We start from the raw sequence: 16,617 nt of genomic DNA on the forward strand, positions 1-16,617 counted from the left end.
CGACAATGATTAAACAAGGTCTGGCGTCGGCGCTGATGGATGCGGCGGTTGATGCCATTATCGTTATTGATGACAAAGGAATCATTCAGCAGTTCTCCGAGTCTGCGACAGTGCTTTTCGGCTATGCTCCTGAGGAAGTATTGGGTAAGAACGTGTCCATGCTCATGCCTGAGCCCGACGCCCGGCATCATGACCAATACATCGAAAACTACAAAAGCAGCGGCGTTGGGAAGATTATTGGCATCGGTCGTGATGTCAGGGGCCAGCGGAAGAACGGTCAAACCTTCCCAATGCACCTATCGGTAGGCGAGACCAGACTTGCTGACCAACATCTGTTTGTCGGCATCTGCCATGACCTCAGCAGTTATAAAAATGCACTCGACAAACTTGCCGCAGCCGAGGAGCGTTATCGGGAAATCGTCCAGGCGCAGAAACAGTTTATCCTTCGCCTCGACAGCGATTTCCGCATTACCTTTGCTAATGCCTCATTTACCAGGGCACTCGGAACAGAGAACACCGATATTATCGGTGCCCCCATCACGGTCTTCTTTAACGAACCAGGCCACCGACTCCGTCAAAGACTGGCTTCACTGTTCAATGATAAGGATGCGTCTGACGAGATTGCCGTCAAAGTAACCATGATTGGAAAAGACGGCGCGCAAACGTTGGTCGAATGGAACTTTAGAAGGACGTCGGCGCCCGGAAGCGACGATGCCGAGCTGCAGGGCTTTGGCATCGACGTATCTGAACAGGAGCGGGCGCTCCAGCAGGCACACTATCTCAGAACCCACGATCCTTTAACTGGCTTGCTTAACAAACAAACACTCGTTGAAGATTGTAAGGTCTGGTTCAAAAGCGCCAGTCCCGGGGCGCTGCTCTTCATCGATATTGAGCATTTCAGCCTTATCAATCAGAGTTATGGTTACGAGATTGGCGATGCAGTTCTTATCAAGCTTGCCAATCGTATCGGTCGCGCTATTCAGCGAGCCAATCATTGCGCGCGCGCAGGAGCGGATACGTTCATTGTCGCACTGCATGTCAGCAGCCGTGCAGACGCAGAGGCCATTGCTGAACGCATTGTCGACTACGTTTCGAAGCCTTTTAAACTTCGGGAAAACCAGTTGAATGTGAGGGCAACCATCGGGATTGCGATGTACCCTGCGGATTCCGGGGTTGTTGAGATACTACCGGAATTGGCGGAGTCCGCCAAAGGGTCTGCACGGCGACGCAACCAGCGTATCGGCGTCTTTGATTCCGAACATCACAAGGTTCTCCACCGGCAAATAGAGATTGAGCAGGGGCTCAAGGATGCTATTGAGAACCAATTACTGTCGGTCTATCTCCAACCAAAATACTACTGCTCTGATCGGACTATCGCCGGCTATGAAGCCCTGGTTCGCTGGCATCACCCAATTGAAGGCTTTATCTCTCCGGGCGAGTTCGTTCCGATAGCGGAAAAGTCATCGCTCGGTCTGGAGCTGGATCGCTATGTTCTGGGTCAGGTTTTTGCAATCGTCTCAACCGCTCGAGACACGACTCCAGGCTTTCCACCGGTCGCCATCAACATAACACCGGCACACTTTTCACAAACGGATTTCCACAAGTGGGTATTGGCAGGCATCGCAGAGGCGCAAATTCCGATTGAAAGCATCGAACTCGAAATTACCGAGGGTGCAGTCATGGAAAGGTCGGAAGAAGCCCATCAGAACCTTGATGCGCTTCGCACCCAGGGTGTTCGTACCGCTATTGATGATTTCGGCACTGGTTACTCTTCACTGAACTATTTGCGATACCTTGGTATTGATGACCTGAAAATCGACAAAACCTTTGTTGATGAGGTACTGACGGAAAAAGGAGCAGTGATCGTCAAATCCATTATTGATATCGCCGTCGCTCACGATATTCAGGTTATCGCAGAGGGCGTGGAAACTGTTCAGCAGTTCGAACTGTTACGTGAAATGGGTTGTCATCTGTGCCAGGGCTATCTACTGTCGAAGCCACTACCTGTTGAAGAAGCCATTGAACTCTTTTCCCAGCAGCCGTCTGGCCAAACAAAGTGAGTCAGAACCATGGACAGCAGTACCCTGGAGAAACGTCGGCTCACCGCACTTGAGCGCCTGGGCATCCTGGATACGCCACCGGAAGATCGGTTCGAAAGACTCACCCGGATTGCCCGCCAGTACTATCGCGTGAAAACCGCGCTATTTTCGATTATTGATCATGAGCGCCAGTGGTTTAAATCTCGCCAGGGCCTTGAAACCAGCGAAACCCCCCGCTCCGTTGCTTTTTGCGATTACGCAATCCAGCAGGACAAAGCGTTTATCGTGTCGGATGCCACGAAGGATCCACGCTTTTCGCAAAATCCCCTCGTAACCGGCTTCCCCCATATTCGATTCTATGCCGGCATGCCGGTGCGGGAGCCAACCGGATTCAAAATAGGCACGATCTGCATCATCGACGATAAGCCCAGGGATTTTGGGGAATTGGATCTCGATATCCTTCGCAACCTGGCCACGATGATTGAGGACGAACTCGAGCGAACCTATCTCTCGATCGAAAACCATGAATTTGTGGAAGTGTCCCACCTGAACCGGTCGATCCAGCGTGCCCTGAACGTCTTTCTGACCAGTGACAACCAGCACGCCGCCTTCGAGCAGATGCTGAACGATATACTCTCTCTCACCGGCAGCCAGTTCGGTTTCATCGGCGAAACGCTGTTCCGGGCTAACGGCGACCGCTATCTGAAAATCGGCGCGATCACCAACATTGCCTGGAACCCGAAAACACAGGCGCTTTACCAGCAGGTGGAAAGGCGGGGGCTGGTTTTCGACCGCCTTGATACCCTGATTGCCCTTCCGATGACCACGGGAGAGGTGGTGATCTCCCAAGATGTGACAACCGACCCCCGCCGCGGAGGTTTGCCGGAAGGGCACCCAAACATCGACGCCTATATCGGGATTCCGGTCTTCTCGGGCGATCAACAGGTGGGGCTCGTAGGGCTGGCCAATCGCCTCGGGGGATATAAGGTCAGGCTAGCCGAAGAGTTGGAGCCACTGCTACAAACCCTCGGGAACCTGATTGAACGGAAGCGCCTGCATCACGAAAAACAACAGCATCAGGAACGCCTTGAAAAGGCCGCTAATTACGATGCCCTAACGGGGTTGCCCAACCGTCGGAGGCTCACGGAAATCTTCACCCAGGAGCTCCATGAAGCCAACCTTCGCCATGGCACAGTCGCGCTCTGTTTCATTGATCTGGACGGCTTCAAAGCCATCAACGATCACCATGGCCATGCTTTGGGCGACGCTGTTCTGAAGATCATTTCCGAACGTCTGAAAGCCACTATCCGGCAACACGATGCCATCGGCAGGCTGGGGGGCGATGAATTCGTCGCCGTTCTCAGGGATGTCGAAGACTCAACGGTCTACAGCCGGATTCTGGAAGCTATCCGCCGCCCCATCAGCTACCAGAATGCCGTCATGAAACTTTCGGCCAGTATGGGGGTAACCGTTTATCCCGATGACGCCGAAGACCCGGATACTCTGCTTCGGCATGCCGATCAGGCAATGTATGCGGCGAAAGACGCGGGAAAGGACAACTATAGCCTGTTTGATCTGGCCTCTCACTTCACTCGAAAGGAACGCGTGCGTGTTCTTGAGCAGGTTGACGAGGCGCTGGCAAAAAAACAGTTCGAGCTTTATTACCAACCGAAAATCAACTTCCGGACTGGGTCGGTAGAGGGCTTTGAAGCCCTCATCCGCTGGAACCATCCCGAAGAAGGGCTTCTTTCCCCGGCCCGCTTCCTGGAGCACCTGGAGTTTACCGACTACGCCAGAGAAGTTGGACTGTTCGTGATGGAAAGCGCCGTTGGCGTGATCTGTGAGTTCATGAGCCTGGGGCTGCCGTATACGGTCAGTATCAATCTCAGCCCCTCCCACTTCCTGAGTGAACACTTCCCCGACGATATAACGGGCATGCTGAACGAGTGCCCTCACGAGGTGCGTGACCGGCTGATCATTGAAATCCTGGAAACGACCGCATTGGACGATACCACTACCGTCATGAAGAATCTCAGTGTCTGTCGCAATACCGGTCTTTGCATCTCCCTGGATGATTTCGGAACCGGTTATTCGTCACTGAATTACTTCCGGACATTGCCGGCCCAGGAAGTGAAGATTGATCGAACCTTTGTGGGTGATCTGATAGGGAACCAGGATAACTCGATGATCGTAGAAGCTATTTTACGCCTGTCCCAGAGTTTTCAGAGGCGCGCTGTGGCGGAAGGGGTGGAGACGGCCGAGCAAGAACAACGTCTCCTCGAACTTGGCTGTGATGTCGGTCAGGGCTACCGGTACAGTCCACCTCTGCCACTGGCAGAAGCGCTCGACTGGGCCAATAATTTCAATTGGGCTCGTTACCATTCGGGCCACAACTAGCCGCGAACAAGCGGCCTTTGTGTGAGGGATCACATGCACCTGACTGCAGAAACCAGGCTCAATGCCATTCTTGACGGCACCGGGGCAGGCACCTGGGAATACAACCTGGACACCGGCGAAATCATTTTTAATGAACGCTGGGCCACCATGCTGGGTTACACCCTGGAAGAACTTGCGCCGTTGTCGTTCGAAACCTGGGAAAAACTCAGTCACCCAACCGATATAGAGTCGGCAAACGACGCGCTGAACGCTTACCTGAGCGGTGAAGCCCCCCAGTTTGAGTGCGTGGTGAGGATGCTTCACAAAGATGGTGGCTGGCGCTACATCCACACCCGCGGCATGCTGCTTAGTGATAAACGGGGACTGGATACCCGCTGGTTAATGGGAACCCATCTGGATGTCACTCGGGAGAAACTAAGCCAGCACCAGATGGAGCAGCTCGCCAAATCCCTGCCAGGCATCATCTATACCTTTGTACTTGAACCAGGCGGTCGCTACTACTTTTCCTATCTGAGCGAAAAGACCTGGGATTTTTATGGGCTGACCAACGAAGAATGTCTGGATGACCCCGACAAAATCTTTAACCTGATCCATCCGCATGATCTCCCGAGGGTGCATGAGAGCATCGCCGTTTCTGCCGAGACCCTGGACGAGTGGGTCTGCGAATACCGCGTTCAGACCAGTCGCGGCACATACTGGCTTAAAGGTGTGTCGCAGCCCGAGAAAGACCCGGATGGCAGAATCAGCTGGCATGGAATGACCATTAATATCGACACCGAGAAGAACCTGGAGCTCGAGCTGGAGCAACTCTCGATTACCGATGAGCTGACCGGATTGTACAACCGGCGTTATATGTTACGGAAATTGGACGAATCCGTGGCGCAGGGTGAGCGGTACGGGGATACCTTCTCGCTAATCTCTCTGGACATCGATTTCTTCAAAACCATCAATGACTCCTACGGGCACCCCACTGGCGACGCGGTGCTGCAACGGTTCGCCGATATTATCGAATCCAGGACCCGAAAATCCGATATCGTGGCGCGTACAGGGGGCGAAGAGTTCATTATCTTCATGCCCAACACCGGGCTGTCCGAAGCCGGGCAGGTGGCGGAATCCCTGCGCATTGCCCTGCAGACAGAAAGCTTTGTCAGTGACGAAGGCGAAACGTTTGGCATTACCTTCAGTGCGGGTGTGGTTAACTGGTCCGGATCCGGCTCAGAGTCCCAGACCACATCTGTGCGGGATTTACTCTCGGCCTGCGACCAGTCAATGTATACCGCCAAGAGAGCGGGGCGGAACCGGGTCGTGGCCGATGGCAACGGAGAATGATCCCGGGGCAACATTCAACGTATTCATTACGCCCACGACAATCAGCAACGGAGAATAAACATGATCGGATACGTCACCCTTGGCGTCAGTGATATGGAAAGAGCAAAAACATTCTATGCGGACTTGTTGAGCGACCAGGGGGCCAAGGTACTTCTGGATATGGGCCGCATCGCATTCATTGGCAAGAGCATGGGCGCCCCTATGCTGGCAGTTTGCGTTCCCTTCAATGAAGAGCCCAACCATCCCGGCAACGGTAACATGGTCGCTCTGCCTGCCGGTTCGAAAGAGAGCGTGAATGCCATGTACAAGAAGGCCATTGATCTCGGTGCCACCTGCGACGGCGAGCCCGGTCAGCGAATTCCGGACCAGTTCTACGGTGCTTACGTGAAGGACCCGGACGGCAACAAGCTGGCGTTTTTTGTTTTCGGTTAATCGCAAACGGCCCTTGAAAGGGGCCGTTTTACAAGCTCTGGGGCTGCACTGGTCCGCTGGGCTAGAGTGATAGCGTCTCCGACCCTGGCGTCACAGAGGAGGTGATTATGTCTGAGGCATCAACCAAACCGGAACAAAACCAACTTCTGGCAGCCCTGTCTGAACCTGCAAAAACCAGGATATTCCCGCGACTCAAACTGGTTGAGCTGAAGCTGGGAGACGTGATTTACGAATCGGGTCAGCCCATTGAGTTCGTCTATTTTCCGACCAACTGCATCATTTCCTTGTTGAATGTCATGATCGACGGCTCTTCCGCCGAAATCTCGGTGGTGGGAAATGAGGGTATGGCCGGTATCGCCGTGTTCATGGGTGGCGAAAGCACCCCCAACCGAACGATTGTTCAAAGCGAGGGCTTCGCCTACCGAATGCCCGCCGCTGAACTCAAGACTGAGTTCAACAACAGCTCCGAAGTCAGGGTGTTGACCCTGCGCTATACTCAGGCGCTGATCACCCAGATGTCCCAAACGGCGGTGTGTAATCGCCACCATACGATTGACCAACAACTCTGCCGCTGGCTTCTGTTGTCACTTGACCGGTTGCCCTGCAGTCGGCTGAACATGACCCAGGAACTCATTGCCAACATGCTGGGAGTCCGTCGTGAGGGAGTTACCGAAGCCGCTGGCAAACTTCAGAAACTGGGTATTATCGAGTACCAACGAGGACACATTACCGTCCTGGACAGACCACAACTCGAAGCACACTCCTGTGAATGTTACAGAGTGGTCAAGCGGGAGACAGACCGCCTTGCCGCCAGCGGTCCGCCAGTCTAGAGCAGGAGCGGCACGATCTTCGGGCTTCCATCCATCGGGCGCCGATTGAGCGTCTTCACCCGGTACATGGCACTGTCGGCGGTTTTCAGAAGAGAATCAGCGGTCTCTCCGTTATCAGGATAAACACTCACACCGATACTGAGCTGAAGTGACACTTCATGACCGCCGATTACGACTGGAACGCCTGCGGCTTCACGTATTTTATCGGCAACGGCAGCAGCATGATCCGGCTGGGCGATTTCGGCCAACAGCACCACAAACTCATCCCCGCCATACCGACACACGGTATCCGCTGCCCTCACGCAACTTTTCAGTTTTTCAGCCATGGCCGTCAGAATTATGTCACCACTGTCGTGACCTAGAGCGTCATTGATACTCTTGAAATTATCCAGATCAATGAACAAGACCGCCATCTGGGCACCGTGTCGCAGGGCCAGTGACAGCGATTGATCAAAGCGCTCATAAAACGCCCTGCGATTGTGCAGCCCCGTCAGTTCATCATGTTGTGCAAGGTGCTCCATTCGGGCAGTGGTTGCCCGGGAAAAGCGGGCGTCATGAAATACAATCACGGCGCCAACCACCTCTCCATGGCGGTTGTGGATGGGCGCTGCCGAGTCTTCAATCGCCAACTCCACACCATTCCTGGCTACCAGCAGAGCGTTTGCCTCCAGAGCAACAATACTGTCCGACAGGATTGCCCGCCTTGCAGGATCGGGCGTGGTTTTGTGCGTCTTTGCGTCCACTACGTGAAAAATCTCACGCAGGGGGCGACCAATGGCTTCCTGTCGACTGAAACCGGTCAGCGTTTCCGCCACCATATTCATGTAAGACACACGACCGTCGATATCCGTACTCAATACAGCGTCACCAATCGAGTCGAGAGTCACCTGCGCCCGCTCTTTCTCATCGAACAGCTGCTCCTCGGCTTTCTTCCGGGCTTTCTCATGGGCTTTATAGGTACTGATATCCTCGACCGTATGCACGTATCCGTGCCCCGGCACGCCATCTGTCAGCAGGGCAGCGTTGCGACGGGTCCAGATAACGTGGCCGTTAGCGCACTTCAATCGGGCTTCACAGAGGAAAGGTCGATGGCCGAGAACCGCCTTTTCCCAGTGCTGAAGTGTCTTTTCATGATCCTGTGGGTGAATAACAGAGCTCCAATGCGATCCGATCAGCTCCTCGGCGCTCCAGCCACAGAGTTTTTGATACGCGGTATTGCTGTACAGGCATTTGCCATTTCGATCCGTAATCAATATGCCCAATGGCAAGGCATCACTGAACGGAATACCTTTGCCCGGGCCCGTGCTTGAACGATGGTCCGCCGCCAGGGGGAAAAAATCTCGATATCTCAGCATGCTGTCCATCTCCGGTTTCGATCGCAACCTCAATCCGGCGATTCTGCTGGCGACCGGTTGAAGTGCCGCCGCGATATCGCGCGCAGGTGCTCTTTCAACATTACCTATAATTCACCCTAAACCGGCCCTTCGGAAGCTTCCGTTCGCTAACGCACATAGAAGGCTCTCCGGTACCGAAGCAGCCCTCCGCGCTGTCCTGATCCCCGACATCGGAGTAAACTCAAACGAGGTAGCTCAGAGTCAGATCTCGGGAGGCGCATATCGGAGGGCCTATGAAAAACCAGGACGGATACCCGGATGCCGAGAGCTATGACAAGCTGCGGCGCAGTGCCAAAGATCTGATCGACCACGGAGTTGCACCGTCCAGCCGGGGCGGCAATCTTGGCGTCGATGCTCTGAAGCTGCTTTATGAGCGCGCCAGCACACCGGAATCTGCAGCCGACGCCCTCAAACTGCTCCATGAGCTTCAGACCTATCAGGTCGAACTTGATCTTCTTTATGAGCAGCTTCGGGCCAACGAACACGAAATCAACGAGGAACTGGCTCACTACAAAGCGCTTTATGAGTATGCGCCGGTCGCCTATCTGATTGTTGCCAACGACGGTGAGATCATTGAAGGCAACCATGCTGCAGGCGTGCTTCTGGGCCAAAATGCCCCGGAACTTTCTGGCAGGCCTCTGGGCGCATTTCTATCGCCGGGTGAAAACGTCGCGGTCGACACACTACTCAGGAATTGCCAGATAGAGAAAAATACGCATGCATCGTTTGAACTGGCGGACCGTAAACGGGTAAAAATCAGCGCAAAGTCCACAGCTGCAGGGAACAGCATTCTCATGATATTGACCGAAGCAACGACGCTTTCCGCAAAGCTCTGATGCACATTGTTGGTATCGGAGCCTCGGCTGGTGGTCTGGCATCGTTAGAAAACTTTTTCCGCAATACCCCTTGCGATACCGGCATGGCATTCCTCGTGGTACAGCACCTCGACCCGACTCAGAAGGCCCTGTTGCCGGAACTTCTCCAACGCTACTCTGAAATGCCCGTTTTCGAGGCAAAGCAGGACATGCCAGTCCGTGCCGATTCAATTTACGTTATCCCGCCAAACCGGGAGCTGCGGGTTACCAATGGAACCTTGAAATTGAAGGAACCAGCAGAAGCCCGGGGGCTGCGTCTCCCGATCAATGTGCTGTTTTCATCGCTGGCCAGTGCGCAAAACGAGCGGGCCATTGCCGTTGTACTCTCCGGCATGGGGTCCGACGGCACTCTGGGCCTGCAGACTGTCAAGGCCACCGGTGGGCTGACTCTGGCAGAGAGTCCAGAGTCAGCCCAGTTCGATGCCATGCCAAAAAGCGCAATCGAAAAAGGGTGTGCCGATATTGTGGCACCAGCAGACGAATTGCCAGCTCGTATTCTGGAGTATATCCGGCGCGTCCCAGAGTCGGGTGAACACCGTCACCCCACCAGGCGCGAAGTCATGCCGGGTAGCCAGCTGGCTCCACTTCTGAACTTGCTCCAGCAACACACCCGACACGACTTTTCCCTTTATAAGCCCACCACGCTAAACCGCCGCATAGAGCGGCGTATGGTTATCCACGGGATCTCGGATCTTGCCCAGTACACCCGTTTTGTCGCCGAGAACGATCAGGAAGCTCAGCTTTTATTCCGGGAACTTCTGATCGGGGTTACCAAGTTTTTCCGTGATCCTGAAAGCTGGGATTACCTGGTCGAAACGGGCCTGCCGGAGCTGATCGCAAATCTACCAGCGGAACATACCCTGCGGGCCTGGGTGGTCGGTTGTTCAACGGGAGAAGAAGTCTATTCGCTGGCGATTGCATTCAGCGAAGCCATGGAAAAAATGGAGCCTAAACGAGACCTGGACCTTAAGATTTTCGCCTCTGACATAAATCCAGAAGCCATCACTGTTGCCAGGAGAGGCCAGTATTCCCTCACTATTGAAAACACCGTCTCCCAAGCAAGGCTGGCACGCTTTTTTACCAAACACGATGGCTATTACCAGATAAGCCCATCAATACGGGACAAAGTCCTGTTTGCCCAGCACGACATCATTCTGGATCCGCCCTTCACTAAACTCGACATGATTGCCTGCCGCAACCTGCTCATTTACTTTGACCTGACGCTACAAAGGCGGATATTGCCCCTGTTGCATTACAGCCTTCGCCCCAACGGTTTATTGATGCTCGGAAGTTCGGAAACGATCGGTCGCCTGAATCATCTGTTTGCACCGATTAAGCCTAAAATGCGCCTTTACCGACGCAAACCTTTCGAATCCACCCGGCACTCCGAGTTCCTGCTAAAATCGTTTCCACCAATGTCCACATTGCCCAAGGAGCAGTCCGTGTCGCCCACCAAGGTTTCCACGCAGGAGACGACCCACTCTCTGCAGTCGGCCGCAGACAATATTTTGCTGCAAGTCTATGCGCCGGCTGCTGTGGTGCTCAACGGCGATGCTGACATCGTATACATCAGTGGACGGACGGGTAAGTATCTTGAACCCGCTGCAGGCAAAGCCGACTGGAACATCCACGCCATGGCCAGGGACGGTCTACGCGAACCCCTCTATAGCGCCTTGAAACAAGCATCAGCTCAGGATGAGCCGGTTGAGCTGACGGGAGTCTTGGTGCAAACAGGCTCTGGCACACAGCCCGTGAATCTGACGGTTCAGGCCCTGCATACACCCGATGCCCTGAAAGGTATGACCCTCGTAGTTTTCCGCGATGCGCCATCACCCCCAAAGCGGCACACAACCGCTTCAGACAAGAAGGCGGAGCACTCTGAAGAAATCCAACAGTATCAACAGGAAATCGAAAGCCTGCGCCAGCAGGCAAAAATGACACGGGAAGAACTGCAGGCATCCAACGAAGAACTTCAGTCCACCAACGAAGAGTTGCAGTCTGCCAATGAGGAGCTGACAACATCAAAAGAAGAAATGCAGTCGATGAACGAGGAATTGCAAACTATCAATACGGAGTTGCAAACCAAGCTGGATGACCTGGCTCTTGCACAGAGTGACATGCAAAATGTGCTCAACAGTATTGAAATTGCGGTTCTTTTCCTCGATCAGGACCTGAATGTGCGGCGTTATACTGAACGGGCAGCAACCATTATCAGTTTGCGCGAAAACGACATCGGACGGCCGCTCAGCGACCTGACCAGCAGCCTCCGTTATTCCGAGCTACAGCAGGACGCCCGGGAAACCCTCAATACCCTGGCGGTTTGCGAAAAACAGATTACCACTGAGGATGACCGCTGGTTCTCGGTCCGAATCATACCCTACCGCAGGCTGGACAATATGATTGACGGGGTGGTCATCACGCTGGTGGATATCACCGAGACCAAAAACCTGGAATCGTCCCTGCGCCAACACCCCGAAACCTGAAGCAGCGTCGAACCTACGCCACTGTCGACTACATACCCTGTTCTACTCAAACCACCATCGCGGCAATAGCTGATTGATCGCCGGCCGCATAAATCGATCGTCAATCAACCAGATTACGCCCCGGTCTTCCGGAGTACGAATAACCCGCCCGGCCGCCTGGGCCACTTTCTGCAAACCGGGAATCAAATACGTGTAGTCATAGCCGGCGCCAAATCGTTGCTCCAGGCGAGCCTTCAGGATTTCATGCCAGGCATCAAACGGCGGCAGGCCCAGGGTGGCCACAAAGGCGCCGATTAACTGATCACCCGGCAGATCAATGCCTTCACTGAACACCCCACCCAACACCGCAAACGCCACACTGCCTTCCGGTTTCCGGAAACCTGCCAGAAAGTCTGCTCGCTCCTGAGGCGACATGCTCGGCTGTTGGATGCGCTGGGGTATATCCGGCGCCTGCTTCGCCAGCGCGTTGCTGGCCTGCCTCGCATATTTGAAGCTGCTGAAAAACGCCAGGTAGTGCCCGGGCCTTTCCCGGAACTGCCGGGCAATCAGCTCGGCAATCGGCGCGAGCGACGCCTCCCTGTGGGCCTGGCGGGTGCTGATGTCAGGAGTGAAGTGCACCTGCAGCTGGTCCGCGCTGAACGGGCTGGGCAACGAGGTAAAACGGGAATCCTCGGGCAATCCCAGCAGGTCCCGGTAGTAAACACCGGGACTCAGGGTAGCGGAGAACAGCAGGACCGAGTGCGCGGCTTCAAACCGCTCGCGCAGGAAATCCGCCGGGATCAGGTTCTGGATGGTCAGACTGGCCCGCCCCCGACCGGCGCGCTGAAATTCGCACAGGGAATGATCACCAAAGGAGTCCGCCAGCTTCATGAAGGAAACGCTTTCAAACAGCAGTTCCTGCAGGGCCAGATCCGGCGGATTGTCGGCCAGGTAATCCGTCAGGTTGGAAACCATCGCCTGCAAGGCCCCAAGCAATTGCGTCGGCAGTGTTTCCAGAAACTCCGGGCTCTCTGTATCAGTCTGGTGATCCCGGATCAGGCTCTGCCAGGCGCGGGCTGTCCGGTCGATGGCGGATTTCAGCGGCTTCGGCGCGGTTTTTTTGATCCTCAGCAACCGCTGCTGATCCAGCCGAACCGAATACATACCCCGGCCACGGTCCACCAGGTTATGGGCTTCGTCCACCAGTAAACCGGCCTTCCAGTTATTCTGGCGAATCAAACCGTGGAGCAGGGCGGATTGATCGAACAGCCGATTCACATCACCGATCACCACATCGCTCCAGCGGGCCATTTCCTGGGCGAGAAAATACGGGCAAATATTATGACCGGCAGCGATCTTCGCCAGGTTGTGCTGATCCAGCGTCCCTTGGGTCTGGGCCGCTTCCGCCCGCGCATCCGGCAGCCGGTCAAAAAACCCTTTGGCCAGCGGGCAGGAATCGCCATGACAGGCCTTGTCCGGGTGCTCGCAGGCGTCGTCTTTTGACACCAGCTCCAGGGTTCGCAGTGGCCAATGCGGCGCGGCTTGAGCCGAACGCAGGCGGGCCACCGCGTCCATGGCCAGCTGACGGGCAGTATTGCGACAGGTGAGGTAGAACAGCCGGTCCTGCCCGGCCGATGGCATCGCCATCAACGCCGGAAACAGAGTGCCGAGGGTCTTGCCCAGGCCAGTGGGAGCTTCCAGCAGCAGGGTGCCGGACTTAATCGTGTTCTTGTACACCGTCTCCGCCAGCTGGCGCTGCCTGGGTCGAAATTCGGGGAAAGGAAACTTGAGGCCAGCGAGCAGGGCATTTCGCTGCTCTCGGTGGTGCTCTTCCTGTTCGGCCCAGGCCTTGTATTGATCACAAAGGATTTCCAGCTCCAGCCAGAGCTCCTCGGCACGGGCGGTCTCCACCACCGGCGTTTCCTTGTCCTTGCCGGTGTCGTAATAGATCAGCGCCAGCTCCAGGGTTTTTCGATTTTCCTGCCGGCACAAAAGCGCGCCGTAGGCTCGCAGCTGGGCACGGTGAAGCGCCCGCTGATGCTCGCGGATTCGGGCCAGGTCACCCCGATGGGTCTTGATTTCCTCCAGCCTGCCTCGGTGCGGGTTATAGATATCAGCGCGCCCGGAAAGCAACAGTCCCAGGCATTCACCGGTTAGTAAATACTCGCTTTTATAACCATAACCGCGCCGGGATTGTATCGCCTGATGGCCAGCAATGCCTTCCTCGGCACTGGGTGCCGGGGTATAGCGGAAGTCCAGATCGCCCTTACGGGCGGCAAATTCGCACAGGGTACGGACGGCAACCTTCACCGTCATTCCATCGCCTCGCTGTCCTGCCAGCGCACGTAACAGACACTGGCGGGGATGCCTTCAACCGCAAAAAACTCGAGCCAACGAATCTGGTGGTCCTGCAGGCGATCGCCCGGGCCCTTCACTTCGATCATTTCATAGCGATTATCAGGGTCAGCAGCATCGGGAAAAAACCGGATCAGGTCCGGGAAGCCGCTGCGATGCTCACGAATATTCAAAAGCAGGCGACGGAACAGCCGTTCCAGATTCTCCGATGGCAGACAATCCAGCGCCAGGCTCAGCAGCTCTTCGTCGAGTACCGGCCAGATCACAAACGGATTGGTGGTGCCCTGTTTGGCCCGGTAATTCTCCAGGATCCGCTGCCGGTAGCTGCCATCCGCCAGCCGCGCAAAGCATTGCTCGAACGATGCCTTCCGACGGCTGACGAAGTCTTCCCGGGTAAGATCCGCCGGGCCCACATGGAACGGATGGAAAAAGGCCCCCGGCACCGGCGCAAAAATGGTTTGCCAGCAGAGCAGGCCGAACAGGCCGTTGATAAGGGTGTTCTCCACATAAAGCACGGGCGCCTCTTCCCGGTGCAGGTGGTCCCGAACCGCGTATTCGACCGACCCGACCGCTGGTTTCGGCAGGGTCAGGGTCATCTCCCGGATGGGCGGCTGCGCCGGAGGCGGTGGCGGTATCTGGCCAAGCCGGCCCGCAAGCCTTTTCAGAATTCGTGCCAGGCCCTGGGCCTCGGCATCGCTCAGTTCCTGGTTCTGCCAATCGGAGGCAATGACCCAGGCTTCCTGGTGACGCTTCATCCGTTCCAGCAACCGGAGCTGTTTCAGCCGCGCTTCCCGATGGCCGCTGCTGGCGAAAGCCTCTAACGCCAGTTCCCGCTCCCCCTGGCGCTCCGCCTGCCGGCCCAATTCCAGCAAGAGCCGGTCGCGCCGACTGGTCAACCAGGCATTGTCCGAAGGCCCCGGCACTTCCGGCCACACCTCAACAGCGGGTATGCCCGCGTCCAGCCACTCCCGGCATTGGTGCATGGCAATGTACAGGTCCACCTCCGAACGGTTCTGGAACGCACGGGATTCCGGGGTGAAGGTCACCGGCTCGTAGCGCTGGTGACCCAGTTCCACCAACACGAAATCAGACCAGCTCTGACGAAGGTTGCCAAAAAACATCAGGCGCACCCGGTCAAACAGCGCCATGGTTTTGAGCCTGATAACCGGCCTGGCGTGCTGACCGAGCCAGTCGGCGACGGTCAGAGGGTCGGGGAACCGCGGAAGCAGGGCGTCGCGCATCCGGCCCTTGGGCAGGTTGGCAGGCTCTCCGGCCGCTTTCAGAAGGGGCTCCAGGGCCGGACGCAGTTCTCCGAGAGTGAACAACCGAAACAGCTCGTCCAGGGTGAGCAAGGGGTCAGTGTCCAGCCAGCCCGCGTCAGTCAGTTCCGCCAGGGCCCGGTGCTCTGGTACGCCAAGCTCCGGGTACTTGAGCTTGTCCGACCGAAAGAGATCGCCCGTGCGCATCACCATGCGCGTCAGCAAGGCCCGGGCCGGCATTGAAAGGGTATGGAAACTGGCCAGTCGATCCAGCTCTTCTGCTGTCAGCAAGTCACCGTGATGGCTCAGCACCCAGCCAAGGACGGTTTCCATATTTTCAAGGTAATAAAGCGGATTATCGAGATCCGCAGTGGCCAGTTGTTTGCTCTGTGGCTTTGCCGGTGACATGGCCAGGTTGATATTCCTTCAGGATGGTTCGGGAATGTGACGCTACCACGTTGAGCCGTCGCCATGACATTAACGTAGGTAAGACACTGATTACAGGAGAACACCATGACCGCACCCATTCTGATCACCGGCGCCGGCCAGAGAATCGGCCTGGCCTTTGCCAAAGCCTGCCTTGATCATGGCCAACCGATTATTGTCACCTACCGCACCTATCGACCGGCCATCGACGCGCTGCAAAAGGCCGGGGCTGTGTGTCTCCACGCGGATTTTGCCACGAATGAAGGCATTGATGACTTCATCCAGGCCCTGAAATCCAAAACGGACACGCTCCGTGCCATTATTCATAATGCCTCGGACTGGTTACCAGAGAGCGAAGATTCCGACCCGGCAGACGTGATGAACGCCATGATGCAGATTCACGTGACCACACCATACCTCATCAACCTGGCCTGCCGATCGATGCTGGAGCAGGGCGATACGACCACGGATATTATCCACATGACTGACTACGTGGTGGAGAAGGGAAGCGCCAAACACATTGCCTATGCCGCCAGCAAGGCAGCTCTGACTAACCTGACCCTGTCGTTCGCCCGTCTACTGGCACCCAAGGTCAAGGTCAATGCCGTTGCGCCGTCACTGATCATGTTCAATCAAGGGGATAGCCAAGCCTACCGGGAGAAAACCCTGAAGAAATCACTTATGGGCATAGAGCCAGGGGCCGAGGTCGCTGTCGCCACACTGCAGTTTCTACTGGACAACCCCTACATCACGGGCAGGACCCTGCCCCTGGATGGCGGGCGGCACCTTGCCTGAGCACCTTGCCTGAGCACCTGGCCT

At 55.9% G+C, this 16,617-nt stretch carries 11 protein-coding genes; 8 read left to right on the forward strand and 3 right to left on the reverse strand.

The features are described from left to right. Positions 1-5 precede the first annotated feature (5 nt). The 5 genes from ACWJ62_RS08205 (at position 6) to ACWJ62_RS08225 (ending at position 7,027) form a co-directional block, all read left to right on the forward strand. Complete coding sequence (locus ACWJ62_RS08205) at positions 6-2,060, forward strand: putative bifunctional diguanylate cyclase/phosphodiesterase (RefSeq protein ID WP_449285738.1); 2,055 nt, start codon at positions 6-8, stop codon at positions 2,058-2,060. Positions 2,061-2,069: 9 nt separating this feature from the next. Then, the gene (locus ACWJ62_RS08210) at positions 2,070-4,436 is read left to right on the forward strand and encodes a sensor domain-containing phosphodiesterase (protein WP_449285739.1); all 2,367 of its coding nucleotides are present in this window, start codon (positions 2,070-2,072) and stop codon (positions 4,434-4,436) included. Positions 4,437-4,469: 33 nt separating this feature from the next. Continuing rightward, a complete protein-coding gene (locus ACWJ62_RS08215) occupies positions 4,470-5,765 on the forward strand; it encodes a sensor domain-containing diguanylate cyclase (protein WP_449285740.1) in 1,296 nt (431 codons plus the stop codon). A gap of 60 nt (positions 5,766-5,825) precedes the next feature. Then, the gene (locus ACWJ62_RS08220) at positions 5,826-6,197 is read left to right on the forward strand and encodes a VOC family protein (RefSeq protein ID WP_449285741.1); all 372 of its coding nucleotides are present in this window, start codon (positions 5,826-5,828) and stop codon (positions 6,195-6,197) included. Between the two features lie 107 nt (positions 6,198-6,304). After that, positions 6,305-7,027: a Crp/Fnr family transcriptional regulator gene (locus ACWJ62_RS08225; RefSeq protein WP_449285742.1), complete on the forward strand. Its 723-nt coding sequence runs from the start codon at positions 6,305-6,307 to the stop codon at positions 7,025-7,027. Here the strand turns inward: ACWJ62_RS08225 and ACWJ62_RS08230 are convergent. Next, positions 7,024-8,382: a diguanylate cyclase domain-containing protein gene (locus ACWJ62_RS08230; RefSeq protein WP_449285743.1), complete on the reverse strand. Its 1,359-nt coding sequence runs from the start codon at positions 8,380-8,382 to the stop codon at positions 7,024-7,026. The genes ACWJ62_RS08225 and ACWJ62_RS08230 overlap by 4 nt on opposite strands. Positions 8,383-8,654: 272 nt before the next feature. Between ACWJ62_RS08230 and ACWJ62_RS08235 the strand changes: the two genes are divergently transcribed. Then, the gene (locus tag ACWJ62_RS08235) at positions 8,655-9,257 is read left to right on the forward strand and encodes a PAS domain-containing protein (protein ID WP_449285744.1); all 603 of its coding nucleotides are present in this window, start codon (positions 8,655-8,657) and stop codon (positions 9,255-9,257) included. Continuing rightward, on the forward strand, positions 9,257-11,779 hold the full coding sequence (locus ACWJ62_RS08240; protein ID WP_449285745.1) for a chemotaxis protein CheB: 2,523 nt from the start codon (positions 9,257-9,259) through the stop codon (positions 11,777-11,779). Before ACWJ62_RS08235 ends, ACWJ62_RS08240 begins: the two co-directional genes overlap by 1 nt. A gap of 42 nt (positions 11,780-11,821) precedes the next feature. Here the strand turns inward: ACWJ62_RS08240 and ACWJ62_RS08245 are convergent, their stop codons facing one another. Both ACWJ62_RS08245 and ACWJ62_RS08250 read right to left on the reverse strand, forming a co-directional pair. Further along, entirely contained in the window at positions 11,822-14,074 is a 2,253-nt protein-coding gene (locus ACWJ62_RS08245; RefSeq protein ID WP_449285746.1) for a helicase C-terminal domain-containing protein, read from the reverse strand. Continuing rightward, a complete protein-coding gene (locus ACWJ62_RS08250; protein WP_449285747.1) occupies positions 14,071-15,780 on the reverse strand; it encodes a VRR-NUC domain-containing protein in 1,710 nt (569 codons plus the stop codon). Before ACWJ62_RS08250 ends, ACWJ62_RS08245 begins: the two co-directional genes overlap by 4 nt. Positions 15,781-15,885: 105 nt before the next feature. Here ACWJ62_RS08250 and folM point away from each other — a divergent pair, with 105 nt between their 5' ends. Continuing rightward, a complete protein-coding gene (gene folM / locus ACWJ62_RS08255; protein WP_449285748.1) occupies positions 15,886-16,593 on the forward strand; it encodes a dihydromonapterin reductase in 708 nt (235 codons plus the stop codon). The last annotated feature ends 24 nt before the right edge of the window (positions 16,594-16,617 follow it).

This window comes from Marinobacter sp. PE14 (genome assembly GCF_053566155.1).

Excerpts from the sequence above, each read along its gene's own strand:
- ACWJ62_RS08205 (WP_449285738.1), top strand. The coding sequence starts at position 6 with ATGATTAAACAAGGTCTGGCGTCGGCGCTGATGGATGCGGCGGTTGAT.
- ACWJ62_RS08210 (WP_449285739.1), top strand. The coding sequence starts at position 2,070 with ATGGACAGCAGTACCCTGGAGAAACGTCGGCTCACCGCACTTGAGCGC.
- ACWJ62_RS08215 (WP_449285740.1), top strand. The coding sequence starts at position 4,470 with ATGCACCTGACTGCAGAAACCAGGCTCAATGCCATTCTTGACGGCACC.
- ACWJ62_RS08220 (WP_449285741.1), top strand. The coding sequence starts at position 5,826 with ATGATCGGATACGTCACCCTTGGCGTCAGTGATATGGAAAGAGCAAAA.
- ACWJ62_RS08225 (WP_449285742.1), top strand. The coding sequence starts at position 6,305 with ATGTCTGAGGCATCAACCAAACCGGAACAAAACCAACTTCTGGCAGCC.
- ACWJ62_RS08230 (WP_449285743.1), bottom strand. The coding sequence starts at position 8,382 with ATGCTGAGATATCGAGATTTTTTCCCCCTGGCGGCGGACCATCGTTCA.
- ACWJ62_RS08235 (WP_449285744.1), top strand. The coding sequence starts at position 8,655 with ATGAAAAACCAGGACGGATACCCGGATGCCGAGAGCTATGACAAGCTG.
- ACWJ62_RS08240 (WP_449285745.1), top strand. The coding sequence starts at position 9,257 with ATGCACATTGTTGGTATCGGAGCCTCGGCTGGTGGTCTGGCATCGTTA.
- ACWJ62_RS08245 (WP_449285746.1), bottom strand. The coding sequence starts at position 14,074 with ATGACGGTGAAGGTTGCCGTCCGTACCCTGTGCGAATTTGCCGCCCGT.
- ACWJ62_RS08250 (WP_449285747.1), bottom strand. The coding sequence starts at position 15,780 with ATGTCACCGGCAAAGCCACAGAGCAAACAACTGGCCACTGCGGATCTC.
- folM (WP_449285748.1), top strand. The coding sequence starts at position 15,886 with ATGACCGCACCCATTCTGATCACCGGCGCCGGCCAGAGAATCGGCCTG.